Raw genomic sequence first — 18594 nt, forward strand, 5'->3', positions numbered from 1 at the left:
GAGTTGTGATTTACATCTCTGATAATGCTGAATTAAGTCGTTAGTTGTAGTGGCTTTGTAAATGTTTTCTTGGGGGGAGGTGTTGTTGGTTTGAACTGGTTTGGGTATATAATACCAAACCTTGATAATAGGCTGGGCTGTAAAAAGATGAACCGGACAAAAAAGATAACTCTGAATTTCAAGAAAAAAGCGAAAAAGGCCAATGCTAAATCGTACTCAAGCAATAAGCTGAAATATATATCCAAAGCCGAGCGGGATCGTTTAGCTGAGAAAGAATCAACTGAAACCGATATAGAGCAGGGTGCAGATATAGGGTCTAAACCAGTTTTCTAGACCCGATATTCTAGTCACCTATTAACCTAAACTTCCCTTTTGAGCTTAATGTCAGCTCAGAAATCTTAAGGTTTTTTTGTTCAATCGTGTTTAAAATGTTCAAATTAGGCATAACATACGCTCAGCCCCATTAACACTCGGGGGGAAATCATACTCAAGATGCATGATTTTTGCATTTTTCTTCAATAAACTTCTCTTTTTCAGTATTCACTAATGTCCCATATAAGGTGATCTGTGGCACAATGTGCCGCTTCTAATCTCATCTGCGAGAATTAATCTGATTATTCATCGCAGACAGAATAGTGGGCATAGTTTTCGTTACCTATCCCCCTTATTTGCATCACTACCAAGTTTTGTATTGAGGTCGTAATGAAAGTTTTGTTCATCCCAAAAGGAGTTTCATGAATACAGTTTATTCTATAGGCGAACTTGAGTCGTTTTTAGTGGCTATTTTAGTGCTTTTTATCGGGCACTCAGTTAATCGCCATGTCGCTTTCTTTAGAAAGTACAATATTCCTGAGCCTATTGTCGGCGGCCTTATCGTCGCAACTATCATCACTGTCTTACATTTCAACAATATCTCGTTGGAATTTACCCTGTCGATGCAAAATACCTTGATGCTGATGTTTTTCAGTACCGTTGGACTGGCAGCGAGTTATAAATTGCTGCTTAAAGGTGGCAGTAAGGTGTTTATCTTCTTGGGGATCGCCTCTCTCTATATCGTTATTCAGAATGCCGTCGGCGTGAGTATGGCTGCCGCCTTGGGCTTAGAGCCCCTGATGGGCTTGATAGCCGGTTCCATTACACTTTCGGGTGGCCATGGCACTGGTGCTGCTTGGGCACAAACCTTCTCTGAAGACTATGGCATTAATACCCTAGAGTTTGCTATGGCTGCTGCGACCTTTGGTTTGGTCATGGGCGGGATCATAGGTGGTCCAGTGGCCCAGAGGCTGATTAACAAAAATAATCTTGTTTCCTCATATGGTGTCGGTGGTAATCACCATAAAGATCACCCCGATCTAGTGACTTATGATCAGTTAGAAGAGGATAGGGTTACCGCTAAGAGTATTCTTGAGGTCCTGTTTATCCTGCTGTTTTGTGTGGCCGGGGCTAAGTGGATAGGCACTCTGGTGGCGACAATGGATATTAGTTGGCTAAAAATGCCTGACTTTGTCTACGCCCTGTTCATCGGTGTGGTGATCACTAACATCACTGAGGTATCTCGCGGCTATAAGATTAACAGTGAATGCGTCGATATCTTAGGTACGGTCTCACTGTCATTGTTTCTGGCTATGGCACTGATGAATCTTAAGCTATGGGAGATATTCGATCTGGCGATTCCCCTGCTGATAATCCTTATGGTGCAGACCGTGATTTTGGCTCTATTTGCCTATTTCGTGACTTTTCGCCTGATGGGCAGCAATTACGACGCCGCGGTAATGGCGGGTGGTCATTGTGGTTTCGGCATGGGGGCGACGCCTACTGCCGTGATGAATATGGGAGCTCTAGTGACCAGAACGGGTCCATCACCTCAAGCCTTTATGGTGGTTCCTATTGTTGGCGCCTTCTTCATCGATATCGTTAATGCGATTATCTTGCAGGGCTATATAAGCTTCATCGTTTAAGGTTACCGATACCTAACTCCCTTGTTTGAGGGAGTTTATCTTTTTAGATTCATCTTTCTCTGCACTTTCAGTTTATCTTCCTCATTTCACCATGCCAGCTCAATCGACCACTGCCGTTAGCCTTCAATTCCTTATGTTTTTATTTATTCTGTTTAAAAATAAAATCATGCAATCAAAATTATCTGCTATTCGTTATAGGGGTGAACACTTCACTTTCTATAAAGGACTGAACTAGATGAAATCTTCAAATAAAGCGCTTGGTTTAACTGTGGCAGGTATTTTGGCCGCAGGTCTTTCCGTCGGTGCCAATGCGGTACCGGATCAACCTACCGAATGGGAGAAATGTGCTGGTATTGCCAAAGCTGGTGCCAATGATTGTGGTGCACTGGATGGCAGCCATGGCTGTGCGGGCCAGTCTAAGGCGGACAACTTACCCAATGAATGGGTGTATGTACCTTCCGGCACCTGTGACAAGATCACTGGTGGTGAAGTTAAAGCAGTCAAGCCGGCTAAATCTTAATGAGTCGGGGGAGTCTGAGTGGCGCCGGCATTGGCCTGCGTCTCCCCCATGTGCAGCAGATCTTGGCTGCCGATGAGACCGATATTCCCTGGCTCGAGGTGCTGGTTGATAACTGGCTCGTCGAGGGAGGGCTAAATAAGCATATGCTGGAGGCTATAGCAGAGCGCTATCCAATAGTTCTGCATAGCGTCGGTCTGTCTCTTGGCGGCCCTGCACCAATCGATTTTAGCTATCTGCAGCAAGTTAAAGCTTTAAAGCAGCAGACCGGAGCCCTCTGGTATTCAGAGCATGCCAGCTTCTCGGGTAATGCTAACCTCAAGGTTCCAGATCTTCTTCCTTTGCCCTATACCCAAGAAGCCGTTGAGCACCTTAGTCGGCGTATTATTCAGGTGCAGGATTTTATGGGTGAAAGAATTCTGCTGGAAAACGTGTCTACCTATGTGAGTTGTCAATTTAATGAGATGACTGAGGGGGAGTTTATTGCCGCGGTAGCCCAAGAAGCCGATTGTTACTTGCTGCTGGATATCAATAATGCCTTTGTCACCAGCAAAAACCTTAATCAGGATATGCAGGCATTTATGGATGTGATTCCGGTAGAGCGAGTCAAGCAGATACATCTTGCGGGTTTTCATGACAAGGGAGACTACCTGCTCGATGCCCATAATCATCCTGTGGATGAAAGAGTGTGGCAGGCTTTCAAACAATTCATTGCCCAAAATGGCCATATTCCCAGTATGATCGAATGGGACAGTGATTTACCTCCTCTCGAGAGGCTGTTAGCCGAACGGTTGATCGCGGCAGAAATTTTAGATGCAGCTCTTGTTACTGAGCCAGAGTTGTCGAATAGAGGAGGAAAGCGATGCGCCTAGCTCAGTGGCAAGAGTCCTTCATCAACGCCTTGAGACAAGGGGGAAGTGATAAGGGACTATTGTCCTTAGTCGATCCAGCTCTGGCGAGTCGACTGGATGTGTATCGTAACAACTCATTACAGGCGCTAACCGCAGCGCTATCGATCTCCTTTCCCATCTGCCAACAATTAGTCGGCGAGGTCTGTTTCTCTCGGCTCGCGCGGGACTACATTCAAACCCACCCCATGCTAGACAGTAACTTGAACTGCTATGGTGAAGCTTTTCCTCTGTTTTTGCATGGGATCACAGCAAGGCGGCCAGAATTTGAAAAGGTGCGATATTTGGCTGAGGTCGCCAGGCTGGAGTGGTCATTACAGCTTAGCTACTACGCCGCAGATAATCTTGACTGCCAGCTGATAGTTCAAATGGCGGAGTTGGCCGAGGAGCAACATCAAGATGTCGTTATGCAGCTCAGGCCGGATATCTTTATTCTGGAGTCTAGTTTCCCACTTTATGAGATCTGGCTAGCTCATCAGCATGAGCCTTCATCAATAGATAACTCAGATACCGAATATTTTCTGAGTGTATCTCGAGACCCGTTTAAACCTCAGGTTAATCTCCTATCTGAGCAAGACTTTAGGCTTCTGGATGCCATCGCTTGTGGTGAGAGCCTAGGAGAGATGACACAGAGAGGACTCGATATGAGTAGCTTGCCACAATGGATAGCCAGAGGCTGGGTGTGTGGATTTATCGTACGGGAATGGGTGTAAATGCTGACTCGAGAGCAGCTGCAAGGCCTATATAGGTACAGCTTCTGTTTGACTGCCGATCGTGGACGCGCCGAAGACCTGTTACAGACCTCCTTGGAAAAATGGCTCAGATGCGGCAAAGTGCCCGAGTATTCCCATGCCTATATCCGCAAGATTATTCGGAATCAGTTTGTCGATGAGTGTCGACGCCTGAATCGGATCGCCTTCGAGCCCATCGATGAGCATGGGCCAGTCCTCTTAGATGAGACTTCGTTAGAGTCACTGCATATCCAACATCGACTTATCGAGCAAGTATTTGAATTATTAAATGCCGCGGAGAGAGAGGTGCTCTATCTATGGGCCATAGACGGTTATACTGCCGCCGAGATCGGCGAGGCGCTTGATCAGCCAAGGGGCACTGTCTTGTCCAGATTACATAGAATAAAACAGAAAGTTGCCGAAGTTAGCCTAAGTCGTGGCTGGCTTAAAGAGGCATCATCATGAGTAACTTAGGCTCAGGAAGTATGGACGTTTGCTTCAAACAAGCGGCGAAGTCGTATATTGAGCAGGAATCACTCGATGATGAGCAGCTAGCTAAGTTTGAGCTGCTGCTTGCCGGGCACCTCGAAGAACAGAGCACAAGAAACCTTGAACAAACAGGTGCCTTAAGGGCCGGCCATCATTCGAGTAAGCCGGCATATATCAGTGAACAGCTTCAGGAATATGGGTCAACAAGGAGTCACCTAAAAGCCAATAGAGGAAAATATTCCTTATTAGCCCTCACGGCGAGTCTGGTCTTGGTATTTATGCTGAGTGTGAATTTTTATCCTGGCTCCCGGTATATTAGCTGGAAGATCGCCGACGAAGTTGCCATGAACCATATCAAGATGAAGCCTATGGAACTGAAATCGGATCGATTGGCTCCCCTGCGTGATTATTTTACCCAACTCGATTTCTCTGTTGTGCGCTCCGAACTGTTTGCTAAGAAAAATTACACCATGTTAGGTGGGCGCTACTGCTCGATTCAAGGGGTTACGGCAGCGCAGATCCGTTATCGAACGGATAAAGGGCAGAAGGTCACTTTGTATGAGGTCGCCTATGATCCTAAGCTCTATGGTGATATACCTAAAATAGAGCAAGGAGAAGCGCCACTATCGATAGATGTTAAGGGGGTCAGTGTCTCACTTTGGGTCGAAAAAGGCTTGCTGATGGCCGAAGCCAAGAACCTTGATTAAAGCGGGAAAAACTTAGTTTCCAGTGCCTGCCAGCTTTTCTCGTCGCTACAATCTGGAACGTGTTGCAGCATGTAGTTCATGTCACCTGTGTGTCTTAACAGGCTGAGCATCATCATGTGTTGCTGTAAGCGGGTATCTCGTTTGCCTTGATAACCGTAACCATCGAGATAGGCGTGGAATATTCTGGGCTCACCCAGGGCGAGTAGTAATGCTGGTGAGGTAAATTCAAACACAGGATCAGGGCAGGCTAGGGCATCACCAAAATCTATGATCCCGGTGAATCGATACCGCCCCTCGTGCTTGTTAACCAATAAGTTACCCGGATGCAGATCTGTATGTATCAGGTGTGCATCGGATTTATTAAGGCTGGTAGCCAATTTATCTGTATGCCGGGCAAGGTAGGCATTTAACTCTTCAAGTAAAGGCTCTGGCAGGCCTTGTCTCTTACGTTTCTCATGGCATTTATCGATTTGTAATCGGATAAAGTCTGGCCAATCCAGCCTTAAGCCTTCGATGCTTTGCTCGGGGAGCCGATGTAACTGTTTACTGAAGTGACCCAGCTCCAGTGCGATATCGCATCGTTCCTCGACAGAAAGCTCTGTGAGTACAGATGAGAGCATGACGCCATCTAGCTTCTCTATCACCAGGTAGAGCCAATTGTCGACATCCCCGAAGTAAAACAGCTTAGGTACCTTGACCCCCAATCTGTGCTGGTTGAGTAACTTGAGGCTCAGGTATTCGCTCTGATACTGTACATGAAAGTTAGGCGCTAAAAGTTTAACGATAAAGGATTTATTAGCCTTATCTAAGTCTCCGGCACTCGAAGTTTGAGTCAACTCGAAGACAGGGTTAGTGCCTTCGAAGTTTTGACTCATATGGATAGCATTTATGCCATGCCTGATACAGATAGTGTCGAGAACGGGGCGCCAATCATCTAAAATCCAGTTATCGCTGATATCACAAGCCAACTCATAGGAGGGATCTCTTGGTAATCTCGGCATCTGGTCTGATGGTCCTTTTTATTCGAGTGAATATTAACTCGTTGGCTTAGTCTGTTTATGATCACGCCTGAATAGCTTCCACTCATCTAGGGCTTCGCCACTTGGCAAGGTACAAATGCTTGTAGATAATTCTAGTTTTCCATCTAGAGATTCGCAATAGACAGAGGCTGGATTGGCGATACCTATCTGAGGCTTAGTCTGTTTGTGATCACGCTTTAGAAGCTCCCACTGATCCAGGGCTTCGCCATTTGGCAGAGTACAGACACCAGTAGGAAGATCTAACTTTCCATCGACAGATTCGCAATAGACAGAGGCTGGATTGGCGATACCTATTTGAGGCTTAGTCTGCTGATGATCACGCTTGAATAGCTCCCAATGTTCTATAGCTTCGCCGCTTGGCAAGGTACAGACACCCGTAGGAAGATCTAGCTTTCCCTGAAGAAACTCACAATAAGCGGCGGCTGGATTCTCTGAGGCGGGGTTGGCTAGTGCAACCACTGTGTCGACGGCAGTTACTACCACCTTGTCTGTGAATGCCTGGGTTTCTTCTGCTGTGGCTGGTTTATCTTGATTGCAGGCACTAAGCATTAGGGCGCTGGCAATAAGCAGGGTAATTGAGGCTGGTTTAATCATATCCTTCGATTCTCCGTTGAAGAGCTGAATTACTAATTTATGCTGTTAGTAACGAGTCATATCCATAAAAGGGTTAATTTTCTGCTTGTTTTGGGGGGATTAATTCATTCAATACAGAAAATAGCCATCAGTTTTATGGATTTACTTTAACCCAGAAGTGAGTTAATCGACAAGGATACGGAATATCATAAAGAAGCTGTGAATATGGCTGCAGTTTTTCTGATTCTGGTGAGAGGCTCGGGAGCTTGAATGTTTTTTTATAAATGCTCGTGTATAAAAGGCTTTGTAAGAGTCGGCTCTGAGGTATTAGCAAGAGTGTTAGCTAATACCTCTAAGTAGGCCTATGTATCTGGGCTATTACTATTTTATTATCCAGTAAGCAGGTCACATCTGGGTATCTTGTTTGAACATGGCTGCCATTAATTGATACTGGCTAGATAGGTTGTCAGTACGGGTCAGTCCATTTTCATCGCTCACCTGAATTACAGGGTTTTTAATGAAATCTCGCGCTTCATTCTGTGTCATCAGTTCGGGTAGTGTCACTGTGTACTTGACTCCTTCCTGTGCCGCTACATTCAAAAATAGTGGCTTAGACTTGACTAGTGCACCCGAGTCGTCGGCGTTGAAGGCGAAGTCTTCGATATATCTGAGTTTTATCAGGTTCTGGCCTTGGGCTAATTTGAACTCCTGGGCATTAGCAACTTTAATTCCGTTAATCTCAGATACTTGCATACTGCTTGGCATTGAGAGGCTCGCGGCAAACGCCGAAGTTGAAGAGATTGCGATCACGGCAGATAAGATAGTTTTAGTCAGTAAGTTCATAGTTAACTCCAGATATTATTCGTAAGCTTTCAGTTAGTAGCGACTGGGTTGTTAACCCGTTGAAAGCAGAATAATGTCTCCCTCTAGGGGAAGGTCAAAGAGTTTTTTCACTTTTTTAAGATTAAATTTTTAGTGCCTGCTAGAACCTAGAACTATTCAAGCTTAGCCACAGATCTCACAGTTTACCTGTTTACCTAGTTTCATCTCGCGGAACTCCATGGTCATGGCATCTATCATTAATATGCGTCCCAGCAGAGGCTTACCCATCTTAGTGATCACCTTGATGGCCTCGACTGCCTGCAGGCAACCTATCATACCGACGACGGGGGCGAGTATGCCAGATTCGACACAGGTGAGATGCTGCTCACCGAAGAGCTTGCTAAAGCAGTGATAGCAGGGATGCTCATCCTGATAATCGAATACCGTCACTGTGCCTTCCATGCGAATAGCGGCGGCGGAAACGAGTGGAACCTTATGCCTGAAGCAGCTGCTATTGAGTTGTTCACGTACCGCCACGTTATCTGTGCAGTCCAATACCAAGCCATGTTGAGCAACTAGCTTGTCTATCTCGGTATCGTCCAGCACAGCATCGATGATATCTATCTGAATATGAGGGTTGAGCTCACTCAGGGTTTCTCTGGCTGATTCGACCTTAGCTTGACCGATATTCTTGTCTTGATGTAGCACTTGCCTCTGCAGGTTGGATAACTCGACGGTATCGAAATCGACTAAAGTCATGTTCCCCACACCAGCTACCGCAAGATATTGGCTGGCGGCGCACCCCAGGCCTCCGGCACCGATAATCAGCACCTTAGCGAGTTTGAGCTTCTCCTGGCCTTCGAAATCCATCGCCTTGATAGAGATCTGGCGACTGTATCTAAGCATCTCACTGTCAGACAAGATCTCATCGTTATTGGGTGTCGAACTCATATCTGTTTTCCTGATGCTTGTCTTGGTTAGAAATAGGCTAGGGATCAGCTAGCCATGTCATCGTTTAAGCTAACTGCTAGCAATCGCTTAATTAGCAAAGGACTGAATTGAAAGGCTCAACCGTAACGATCGTACCGTCTGAGGTATCGCCTTGCTCTTGGCTAAGTATGACGAAGCAGTTCGCTAAGCTCATGGAGGTGAGCATGCCTGAGCCTTGGCCCCCAGTTAAGCTGACTTCGAATTCACCCTTATCATCTTGGCTTAAGATGCCGCGCTGATATTCTACACGTCCAGGATATTTACGCAGATCTCCCTTCAATGTGGCCTTTAGTTGTAGTGGCTTGGTCTGGGGGAGTCCCTGCATCTTGATGAGCAGAGGCCATACTAGCTTGTAGAAGGTCACCATGGAGGATACCGGATTACCTGGCAGGCCACAGAAGACGGCTTTACCTAGCTTACCGAAGGCGAAGGGCTTACCTGGTTTGATGGCCAGCTTCCAAAACGTGATTTCACCCACTTCATCGAGTACTTGTTTAGTATAATCGGCATCTCCTACGGAGACTCCACCCGAGGTGAGCACCATATCGGCATTGGCTGAGGCATTTCTGAATGCTTCACGTATCGCTTCGGGATCGTCTTTAACCACGCCCATATCGATCCATTCGACGTTGGCTCGGCTGAGTAGCCCACGAATGCTGTATCGGTTCGAGTCATAGATCTGGCCTGGGGCCAACTCTGTTCCTACGGGTCTAAGTTCATCTCCGGTAGAGAAGAAGGCGACTTTTACCTGGCGTGCCACACGTATTTGGTTGGTGCCTATGGTGGCTAGCACGCCGAGTTCGGCGGCGCCAATCAGAGTGCCGCTGACTAATACCTTGCCACCTGTTGTAACTTCTTCGCCACGATAGCGCACGTTGGCTCCTATGGCTTTAGGGGACTCGATAAAGATAGCCATCTCCTTCGCTTCGACCTTCTCATGCATCTGCACGGTATCGTAGCCCACGGGCAGAGGTGCACCTGTCATGATGCGAATGCAGGTATTAGGTTTCGCTTCTCCCTCGAATGGATGGCCTGCGAAGGACTGCCCAATTAAATTTAGGCTCTCATTGTTGGCAAGATCTTCGAAGCGAAAGGCGTAACCGTCCATGGACGAGTTATTGAAGGGAGGCAGGTCTATGCTAGATGCTAAGTCTTCGGCCAATACTCGTCCTAGCCCTTGGGAAAGTTGCACGACTTCTGAGTCTTCCAGTGGATTCACTTGCTCGAGTAGTAGTGCAATCGCTTTATCTGGATGCATGAGGCTAGGTTGAGAGCATGGATCGGCTTTAGTGGGCATCTGGCTACCTTATGAGGAATTTATAATTTCACGTAAAAATACGCGACATTAGTAAAAGCGAAAGTTAGCGGACATTATGCCACGCTGATATCAGAAGACTATGATCTCAACGTCAGTTTTTCATTCGTGTTTTTATAATGTGAAATTGAGACAGTGGAAGATGGCATTAAGTTGCTAGTTCCTAGAACCTAGATTTCTAGGAACTTATCTCAAGTTGCCGTAGCAAGTTTACTTCCGGGGATAGCCTGTTGCTTCACCTGTTGTCCATCTTGTAATGTCTCCGCGCCACGGATCACCACAGTGTCACTATCGGTTAGCTCGCCGTTGACCGCTATCCACTCGCCTTCTCCATCGCCTAGCTCTACCGGGATCTTCACTGCCTTGTTGTCTGCATTTATTTTAAATACATAGGCCCCTGTTGAGCGCAGTATAATTGCATCTCTAGGTACCAGAGTCGTCAGCTGTTTAGGGGCTATAGGTAAGGCCAGAGAGACCAGCTCGCCGACACTGAAGGCATCTTGCATCTCTATGGGGAGGTCGATGCGAGCCTCGAAGGTTTGAGAACGAATATCAGATACCGGGATCAGGCTGCGAATATTGGCGTGAAACTCGCCTTCGCGGTGATAAATATTGAGTTCATCACCAATCTTTACCCGGCGGCTATGCTTGAGAGGGGCATGTAGGCGGATCTCTAAGTTATCGGGATCTGTGATGGAGACAATCGATACCGAGCGACTAATATCTTCGCCCGCTTGATGCTTACGTTCTGTGATGATACCGGAGAAGGGGGCTCTTACCTCGGTCCGTTTAAGGTCATCCATTATCATCTTGAGCTTGATCTGCTCTAGCTTAAGATTTGCCCTTGCGAGATCTCTATCGGATCTCGCTTTATCCAGCTCAGTTTCCGAGGCGTTCTTACTGGTGATTAGTTTCTCTAAACGTTGTAATTCGCGATCTAATCGAGTGAGTCCAACGCGTTCATATTCTATTTGAGCCTGCTGTTGTTCTCTTTGTAGGGATAAGCGGGTCTTCTCCAGTCTTGCAACCACTTCTCCTGCAATAACATGTGTGCCTGCTTCCTGTACCCATTCGAGTTTACCGTCGATCCCCGCAGTCAGCTCTGAGTTGCTACGGGAATGAACTGAGCCAATCACCATGATTTTCGGCGAGAGCGCGCGGTTTTCTACCTGAACCACGCTCACCAGACGGGCTTTCTCCTCCGCTTTCTGGCTAGCCTGTTCTTCGGCAAGCAAGCTATAGGGGGCCAGTAATGAAATAGATAGGCTGAGGTAGAGGCTGGCTTGGATAAAAGGTTTCATCACTTAGCTCCGGAGTTAGATTCTGTAACGGGCGAAAATGAGTCCGTGGCGTGGGCTCGCTGTGTAGGGGAGTGGCTGATTCTCAAGAGGCTAGGTATGAGTATCAGGGTAAACAGGGCGCTGAATGTCATACCACCCACAATAACGGCGGCCAATCCTCGGTAGATCTCGCTCCCGACGCCGGGTACTAACATGAGAGGCAGCATGCCGAAGATTGACGTTAGGGTACTCATATATACCGGACGGGCTCGGGTCGCGACAGCTTGATAGATAGCATTGTCGATATTGAGGCCTTCTCGAGTGCCTTGACGGGTCTGATCCACTAACAAGATGGCGTTGTTAACCACCAGTCCCAGTAAGATGATGAAACCTATCATGGTCAGTAGATCTAGGCTCTGAAAGCTCACCAAATTCAGTAATCTCAGGCTGACGACGCCACCGCAAATGGCTAAGGGCATAGATAGCAAGACCAGCAGGCTGTCTTTGGCAGACTTAAACATGGCCGCCATCAAGAGGAACAAGATAAGTACGGCCAGCAGGAAGTTAGCGCCCATCTCCTTGATGGTGCTGTCGAGTTTATCGGCACTGCCACGGAACTTAAGCGAGCTATTTTCTGGTAATGTCGCCTTAAGAGCTGGGACTGCCTTGTCATTGATAATTTCCAGGGCCTCGTCCAATGACATATCTGCTGGTGGGAAAATCAGTAGGCTCACACTACGTTTGCCGTTGACTCTTTGTAGCTGAGTCGGACCTACGGTACGCTTGATGGTCGCGAGTTCACCTATGGTTTGAATACCAGCGGCTTGAGTGTAAACCGGCGTCGCCGCTAACTGTTCCGGGTATTGCCACTTAGGTCCCTTGAGCAGAACATCCATGCGCTCATTTCCATCGAAATATTCGCCGATAAACAGTCCGGAAGTATAGGCTCGAACGGCATTGGCTATCTGGCTCCGGTCGACACCAGCCTGTGCCAGGCGGCGCTCGTTGGGGATAAGCTGTAACTCAGGCTGGGCCATGGATAGGCCTGGAATGGGCCGAACCACTGAGCCAGGAAGAGCCTTTGTGATCAAATCCATTCCTTTAGCGGCCGAATCCATTAAGGCCTCCATGTCCGGTCCCTGAAGGTCAATATTGATTGCCCGGCCACCGTTAAAACCAAACTGAAGTAGTGAGCCTCGGTTGGTGAAGGCCTGTGTATCTGGCAAGCCTATCAAGATCTCTTCGTTGAGCAGTTGGATCATCTGATCGGCTTTCGATGGATCTTCCGGATAGATAAACAATACGTTGAATGCCGCATACATAGAGAAGTTATAGCCCTTGATATAGGGGGCCTTCTCTTTATCATAATAGGGTTTGAGTCTCTCTATGATGACTTCACCCACCTCTTTTTCCAAGGTTTTCACGTTAGCTCCGGGCGGCAGAGAGAAGAAGGCAAAAATGCCATCTGAGCGAGCCTGAGGCAGAAAGTCGGGTCTGGGCATCAAGGCGAAAGTTAATATGCCACTGCCCATTATGAGTAGGGCGCACCAGCTGGCTGCACGTTTCTTATCACCTGTGAGTCTACGTATTAGTTGGGTGAGCTTATGCCATAAATCAGGCTTATCCCTGTCGGCTAGGGTCTTCTTGGGCAACTTGAGCCATAGTAGGCTAAATACGGGAATTAAGGTGATGGCACTGATAAAGGAGGAAACCACTGCAACCGAGAGGGTCAGGGCTAAGTCGGAGAATAGTTGGCCTTCTACACCCGGCATAAACAATATAGGAAGGAAGATGGCAACAGTCGTGACAGTTGATGCCATTAAGGCGCCTCGTACTTGCTCTGTTCCTTTGGCTATCGCATCTGTTAATGTCTCGCCTTTTTGCAACAGACGGACGATGTTTTCCTGCACTATGATAGCTGCATCGAGTACCAGACCTACGGCGAAGGCTAATCCGGCCAGGGAGATCACGTTTAGGGTGCGGCCCATGGCCTCCAGAGAGAAAAATGCGATAAGCAGAGCGACAGGAATGGTGGATGCGATCATCAAGGTCGCTCTAAAGCTGCGTAGGAAGGCGAACAATATGATCAGAGCCAGCAAGACGCCTATGGCTAAGTTACCTTTTACCAGTAAGATGGCGCGCTTGATATGCACAGAGGCATCGAAAGAGAGATCCATGACCAGGCCGGCGTCTTTTAATTCTCCTTCATTAAGCTCGGCAATGGCTTTGTTGACCCCATCCAGTACGGTCACAGTATTGGCGTCGAAGGTGCCTTGCAGGGTCATGTAATAAGCCGGATAGCCATTACGTTTGGTAAATCCTTGTACCTCGGCCGTCGACACACTGACATCGGCAAGTTCATTGAGGTAAACGGGTCGCCCTTCGTTGTACGTCACTATCAGCTTGCCTAGGTTTTCAGGAGTATATTGACCTAAAAATCTCACCGTATATTGACGTCGTCCAACATTGGCCGTGCCCCCCGAGATATTGGTAGCGCGGGATAGGGTGCTGCGAAGTTGATCTAAGGTGATGCCGAGCGCCGCGGCGCGATAGGGATCGAACAGGATATGCAGCTCTTTTGGTTGCCTGCTCTGTAACTGCACGGATCCAACTCCGATGATCTGTCTCAGTCTGGGCTCTACCACATCATCTATCAACTTCTGATACTTGCCAAAATCTGTGTCCGGATTATCCGGGGCCATACGAATGAGTAAGGAGGCCAGGTTAGGTGCACCACGACCACCACCGACATTGATGAAAGGTTCGTTAGCATCCAATGGACGCGGAGGCGTCTGATTAAGGGCGTTGATCACATTGATCATCGCCTCTTGCATATTATTTCCGACTTCGAATGTCAGTGAGACGGCACCAAATCCTTGAGAAATATTGGAAGTCATCTCGACAACGCCAGGGACTTGTCTTAAGACATTCTCCTGGGGCTCTATGATGTTAGATTCCATCTCCTGGGGAGCGGCTGAGCGCCAGTTGTTATACACAGATATCTGTGGACGCTGGATATCGGGCAATAGTTGTATGGGTAACTTAGCGATGGCGAGTATGCCGAAGATCGCTATTAATAGCAGGGTTACTAAGGTCCCTGCCGGATTATGGGTGCTTATTCGAGTCAGATTCATTGTTTTTCCTGCCACGCTGAGAGTCGTTGGGAATGACTCTTCTCCAGTGGTGGTCATATTCTTATCGTCCATGATATTAAGAGTTTAATGTTAACAGGTCTGTGTGATTTGGTTAGCAAATGTTGCGGAGGTACTTGTTGTTATTTTGTGGCAGATCTCTTAATGATAACGATTTGTATTTGATAAACAATGGCTTAAGTAAATTTGGTTGCAGTTTCTTATTTTTTTCACGATAATGCTCAGCTATAAATAGCTACCCAGATATGCGTCGTGAGGAATAAAATGCTGGCACAAACAATGATTGATCAACTGAACGCTCAGATAAATGTCGAGTTTTTCTCGTCTAACTTATACCTGCAGATGAGTGCCTGGTGCGATGATAAAGGCTTCGAAGGGGCGGCTAAGTTTATGCGTGCTCATGCCGATGAGGAGATGCAGCATATGCATCGTCTATTTACTTATGTGAGTGAAACCGGTGGTTTACCTCTGCTTGGCTCGATAGATGCGCCTCAGTCTGATTTTACTTCGCTGTTGGCCTTATTCGAATACACCTACGAGCATGAGCAGATGATCACATCTAAAATCAATGCATTGGCCCATGCCGCATTTACTAATCAAGATTATTCGACGTTCAACTTCCTGCAGTGGTATGTCTCTGAGCAGCATGAAGAGGAGAAGTTGTTTAAATCTATCGTCGATAAGATCCGTCTGGTGGGAGAGGATGGCAAGGCGCTGTTCTTTGTCGATAAAGATCTCGCCCAGATGGCTGCCCAAGAGTCGGCTAGCGTGATGGCTGGGTCTGCCGCTTAATCTAGGTTTAAAAAAGCAATAGGAGCCTTGATGGCTCCTTTTTATTTTATGAGCATGAAATGGCTATCGATAGAGCTTGCTGGTGGAGGTATGATTCTAGTTCTTGCGCCGGTAAAGGATGGGAAAATAGATAGCCTTGGCCGAAATCACAACCCAGAGCTTGTAACATCTGCCACTGAGCATGGGTCTCTATTCCCTCGGCGACTAACTTGAGTTCCAGACTCTGCCCCATCATGACTATGGCCTTGATCAGCTTGGCATCAGACTCTCTCTCCAGCATGTTGTCGATAAAACTCTTATCTATCTTAATGACTGCGATGGGGAATCGCTTCAGGTAGCTGAGTGAAGAGTAGCCAGTACCGAAGTCATCGATATAGATATCCAGGCCGAGTGAGCGGATCGACTCCAGTGCTGCCATGCATTGTTCGGTATCATCCATCAACATGGACTCGGTTATCTCTATGTGCAGATACTGAGGCTCGATGTTGTTCTTCTGCAATAGGGCTTTGAGTAGACATTTAAAACTGGTTTTATTATGGCCGAGCAGTTGTCTGCCAGACACATTGATCGCCATACTTATCTTGAACCCTAATCTGTGCCAATGCGCTAGATCGGTTAATGCCTGCTGTAATACCCATTCCCCTATAGGTTCTATTAGTCCGGTTTCTTCGGCGATAGGGATAAACTTATCCGGAGATATCATGCCGAACTTTGGGTCTTGCCAACGAATGAGCGCCTCGACACCTGTTATTTTTCGGTCGTCCAGATTCACTATGGGTTGATAGTGCAAGCAGAATTCTTGTCGAATGACGGCTTGCCTCAGGCGTTGTTCGAGTTGGATGCGCTCGAGCATGTGCGTATTCATCTCAGGCGAGTAATAACGGTAGTTATTGCGGCCATCATTTTTTGCCTGGTACATGGCTGTTTCTGCATTTCGTGTCAGTAGCTCTTCATTGTCACCATCTTCCGGAAACAGGCTGATGCCGATACTGGCGGAGATCATCAATTCATCTCCTTTGACTCCAAACGGAGATGCGAGGTGAGTAATCACCTTATTGGCAATCTCTTGTACCTGATGCTGATGTCGGACTCGCGGCAAGATGATGATGAATTCATCGCCACCGAGGCGAGCGACAAAATCATGCTTATTCACCAGGGATTTAAGCCTGGAAGCCACTTGTTTCAATAGTTCGTTACCGACCGCATGACCGTAAATATCATTGGTATATTTGAAACGGTCGAGATCGATAAACAGGATCGCCACTTGGCGATTATTCTCTTGAGCCATTATCATCTCTTGCTGTACTTTGATTGTGTACAGAGAGCGATTAGGCAGCTTGGTGAGCAGGTCGTAATGGGTTTTATACCAGATATCTTGTTCGTACTTTTTACGATTACTGATATCGAGGAAGAGTCCGATATGTTGAACGATCTGTCCCGCATCATTCTTAACGACAGTGATGGCTAAATATTCCGGATAGATTTCTCCATTCTTGCGTTTGTTCCAAATCTCACCTTCCCATTTCCCTTCACTCTGTAGCGACCGCCACATCTCGTCATAGAAGTGTCTGGTTTGCTGCTTCGAATTTAAGACTGATGGACTCTTGCCTTTAACATCTTGTAGGCTATAACCGGTTATCTGAGTAAAGGCTGGATTAACCAGTTCGATATGGTTGTCTGCATCTGTGACCACGATTCCCTCGGAGGAGTACTCGAATACGGCTGCGGCCAAGTTGAGTTGCCGATTGGCCTTGCATCTCTCTTCCAGCATTAAGTTAAGCGAGTGAGACAGTTGGGCTATCTCATCCTTGCCTCTCACGGGGACCTTAAGTTCAAGGCTAGGGTCCAGGGTCATCTTCTGCATATCCTTAGCAATTAAGGAGATGCTATCGACAAGATTGCTGAGCATGCTTCGGCCTATGATAACCAGTAAGATTAAGTTGATCAGAGCCGCTACTATTCCTAGTGTTAAGTAGCTGAGGGATGCTGTTTGCTGTTGATAACCGAGCCTGGCAATCTTATCTGTCAGCTTATTACTGAGGCTGTGGAGTTTCTCTATGGGAGCGCTGGTAATTTCCCACCAAAATAGACTGTCGATCTCGGGGGCTTGATATTGGAGACTCGCCAGTGATTCGATCATAAGCTTATTGTCTACGCGGACTAAGCTGTCTTGTTCCTTTATGCTTAAACCTTGCAACTTGAGTCGCTGCAGCTTATCTATCTGATGATGATAGTTATCTATGGCTTCATCTATGTTAATGATGGCAGCTAGCTTCATTTGCGACAGACCGTCTAAATTTTTTAACTTGGTGAGTTTAAATTTAAGCTGGTTAATATTGCGATTAAAGCTGGCTAAGTATCTCTGCTCTCCCCTTAATAGGTAATTCTTAAAGTCATGTATCAAGCCGCCGTAACCTAATAGCCTGCTGATCTTATAGGCCTGTTCGACAATATGGACCTGAGACTCTAACTGGATTCTGACTCGAAGGACCTGTTGGGTGGAACTGCTGGCGAGTATTTCCCTGATCAGTAGCTTGTTTGGGGTGTCGGTAGTTAGAAGGGCTTGGGTGATAGCTTGAGTCAGCTGATGCTCGATACTCTTGACCATGATAAAGGCTTTAGAGTCCAGATATTGAGCCGATAGCATGCCGTTCATTAAGCCACGTTCTTTTGCTGCCGTTTCCTGAATGGCGAGAACGTTGAGCAGGTCGACGTATGCTTTAGCTTGCTGGGCATTCTCTGTTTGTATCTGTAGCTGAGAAAGCAGCACTAATAGCTGGTGGTTGTATTCTGAGTAAAATCGGAATGCCTCATTCTTTTGCTGTTGATCGACACCCAAACGTACAGTGGCCATCTCATGACCACTCGTCTTGATGACTTGCAGATTTTCTCTCAATATTTGACTCTGGCTGTGGTCGGTTTCCAGAGTTTGTACAAAGGCTTCCAGAGCCGGACTCTTGAGTAATTTATGCAGTTGAGTGTCTGTCCGCTTCCTTTGCCGATTTAAATCAGTTAGATACTTATCTCCATGGCTACTGACATAGCCTGCAGAAAGGCCTCTTTCTCTCTGTAATTCCAAGATGAGTTGACTGACTTCACGACTGACTTCGATGGAGAGTGTATTTCTTTGAGCTTCGTGATACCGGTCAAGCAGGTGTAACATGCCTATCGAGCCAAATAGGGCGAGTAGTAGCATAGGTATTGAGGCAAACAAGATGAGTTTTTGTTTTAGGCTTAACCTGTTTAATACCGATGGCATCTGTCTGCTCCATGCAAAATTCTCGGCATTTATCTCTATATGAGCGCCGCTGAAACCTGTT

Annotated in this window: 16 protein-coding genes; 8 read left to right on the plus strand and 8 right to left on the minus strand. The window is 47.0% G+C overall.

The features are described 5' to 3' along the window. The first annotated feature begins 147 nt into the window (after positions 1-147). From FS373_RS25100 to FS373_RS25130, 7 genes are all read left to right on the plus strand, one after another. Positions 148-333 (plus strand): DUF2986 domain-containing protein, encoded by a 186-nt coding sequence (locus FS373_RS25100; protein ID WP_152830868.1) that lies wholly within the window; start codon positions 148-150, stop codon positions 331-333. A gap of 401 nt (positions 334-734) precedes the next feature. Continuing rightward, the gene (gltS, locus tag FS373_RS25105; RefSeq protein ID WP_144048567.1) at positions 735-1958 is read left to right on the plus strand and encodes a sodium/glutamate symporter; all 1224 of its coding nucleotides are present in this window, start codon (positions 735-737) and stop codon (positions 1956-1958) included. Positions 1959-2193: 235 nt separating this feature from the next. Continuing rightward, the gene (locus FS373_RS25110) at positions 2194-2478 is read left to right on the plus strand and encodes a DUF2282 domain-containing protein (protein WP_144048566.1); all 285 of its coding nucleotides are present in this window, start codon (positions 2194-2196) and stop codon (positions 2476-2478) included. Continuing rightward, complete coding sequence (locus tag FS373_RS25115) at positions 2478-3347, plus strand: DUF692 domain-containing protein (RefSeq protein ID WP_152830847.1); 870 nt, start codon at positions 2478-2480, stop codon at positions 3345-3347. Before FS373_RS25110 ends, FS373_RS25115 begins: the two co-directional genes overlap by 1 nt. Further along, positions 3338-4096: a putative DNA-binding domain-containing protein gene (locus FS373_RS25120; RefSeq protein ID WP_152830848.1), complete on the plus strand. Its 759-nt coding sequence runs from the start codon at positions 3338-3340 to the stop codon at positions 4094-4096. Before FS373_RS25115 ends, FS373_RS25120 begins: the two co-directional genes overlap by 10 nt. Beyond that, complete coding sequence (locus FS373_RS25125) at positions 4097-4579, plus strand: RNA polymerase sigma factor (protein ID WP_185976921.1); 483 nt, start codon at positions 4097-4099, stop codon at positions 4577-4579. Next, complete coding sequence (locus FS373_RS25130) at positions 4576-5310, plus strand: hypothetical protein (RefSeq protein ID WP_144048563.1); 735 nt, start codon at positions 4576-4578, stop codon at positions 5308-5310. The genes FS373_RS25125 and FS373_RS25130 overlap by 4 nt, the downstream gene beginning before the upstream one ends. On the opposite strand, the gene FS373_RS25135 is transcribed toward FS373_RS25130, so the two are convergent. The 7 genes from FS373_RS25135 to FS373_RS25165 all read right to left on the minus strand — a co-directional run bounded on the left by FS373_RS25135 (position 5307) and on the right by FS373_RS25165 (position 14464). After that, a complete protein-coding gene (locus FS373_RS25135; protein ID WP_144048562.1) occupies positions 5307-6311 on the minus strand; it encodes a phosphotransferase family protein in 1005 nt (334 codons plus the stop codon). The genes FS373_RS25130 and FS373_RS25135 overlap by 4 nt on opposite strands. Positions 6312-6344: 33 nt before the next feature. Further along, positions 6345-6944: a DUF333 domain-containing protein gene (locus tag FS373_RS25140; protein WP_144048561.1), complete on the minus strand. Its 600-nt coding sequence runs from the start codon at positions 6942-6944 to the stop codon at positions 6345-6347. A 384-nt stretch (positions 6945-7328) separates the two neighbouring features. Further along, positions 7329-7766, minus strand: a complete 438-nt coding sequence (locus FS373_RS25145; RefSeq protein WP_144048560.1) for a DUF2057 family protein — start codon at positions 7764-7766, stop codon at positions 7329-7331. A gap of 162 nt (positions 7767-7928) precedes the next feature. Further along, on the minus strand, positions 7929-8696 hold the full coding sequence (gene moeB / locus FS373_RS25150) for a molybdopterin-synthase adenylyltransferase MoeB (protein WP_152830849.1): 768 nt from the start codon (positions 8694-8696) through the stop codon (positions 7929-7931). 91 nt (positions 8697-8787) lie between these two features. Next, complete coding sequence (moeA, locus tag FS373_RS25155) at positions 8788-10032, minus strand: molybdopterin molybdotransferase MoeA (protein WP_152830850.1); 1245 nt, start codon at positions 10030-10032, stop codon at positions 8788-8790. 209 nt (positions 10033-10241) lie between these two features. After that, the gene (locus FS373_RS25160) at positions 10242-11351 is read right to left on the minus strand and encodes an efflux RND transporter periplasmic adaptor subunit (protein ID WP_144048557.1); all 1110 of its coding nucleotides are present in this window, start codon (positions 11349-11351) and stop codon (positions 10242-10244) included. Further along, positions 11351-14464: an efflux RND transporter permease subunit gene (locus FS373_RS25165; protein ID WP_152830869.1), complete on the minus strand. Its 3114-nt coding sequence runs from the start codon at positions 14462-14464 to the stop codon at positions 11351-11353. The genes FS373_RS25160 and FS373_RS25165 overlap by 1 nt, the downstream gene beginning before the upstream one ends. A gap of 282 nt (positions 14465-14746) precedes the next feature. Here FS373_RS25165 and ftnA point away from each other — a divergent pair, with 282 nt between their 5' ends. After that, positions 14747-15274, plus strand: a complete 528-nt coding sequence (gene ftnA, locus FS373_RS25170) for a non-heme ferritin (RefSeq protein WP_144048556.1) — start codon at positions 14747-14749, stop codon at positions 15272-15274. A gap of 46 nt (positions 15275-15320) precedes the next feature. Here ftnA and FS373_RS25175 read toward each other — a convergent pair whose 3' ends face one another. Further along, on the minus strand, positions 15321-18533 hold the full coding sequence (locus FS373_RS25175; protein ID WP_144048555.1) for an EAL domain-containing protein: 3213 nt from the start codon (positions 18531-18533) through the stop codon (positions 15321-15323). Between the last annotated feature and the right edge of the window lie 61 nt (positions 18534-18594).

Source organism: Shewanella sp. YLB-07 (assembly GCF_009377275.1).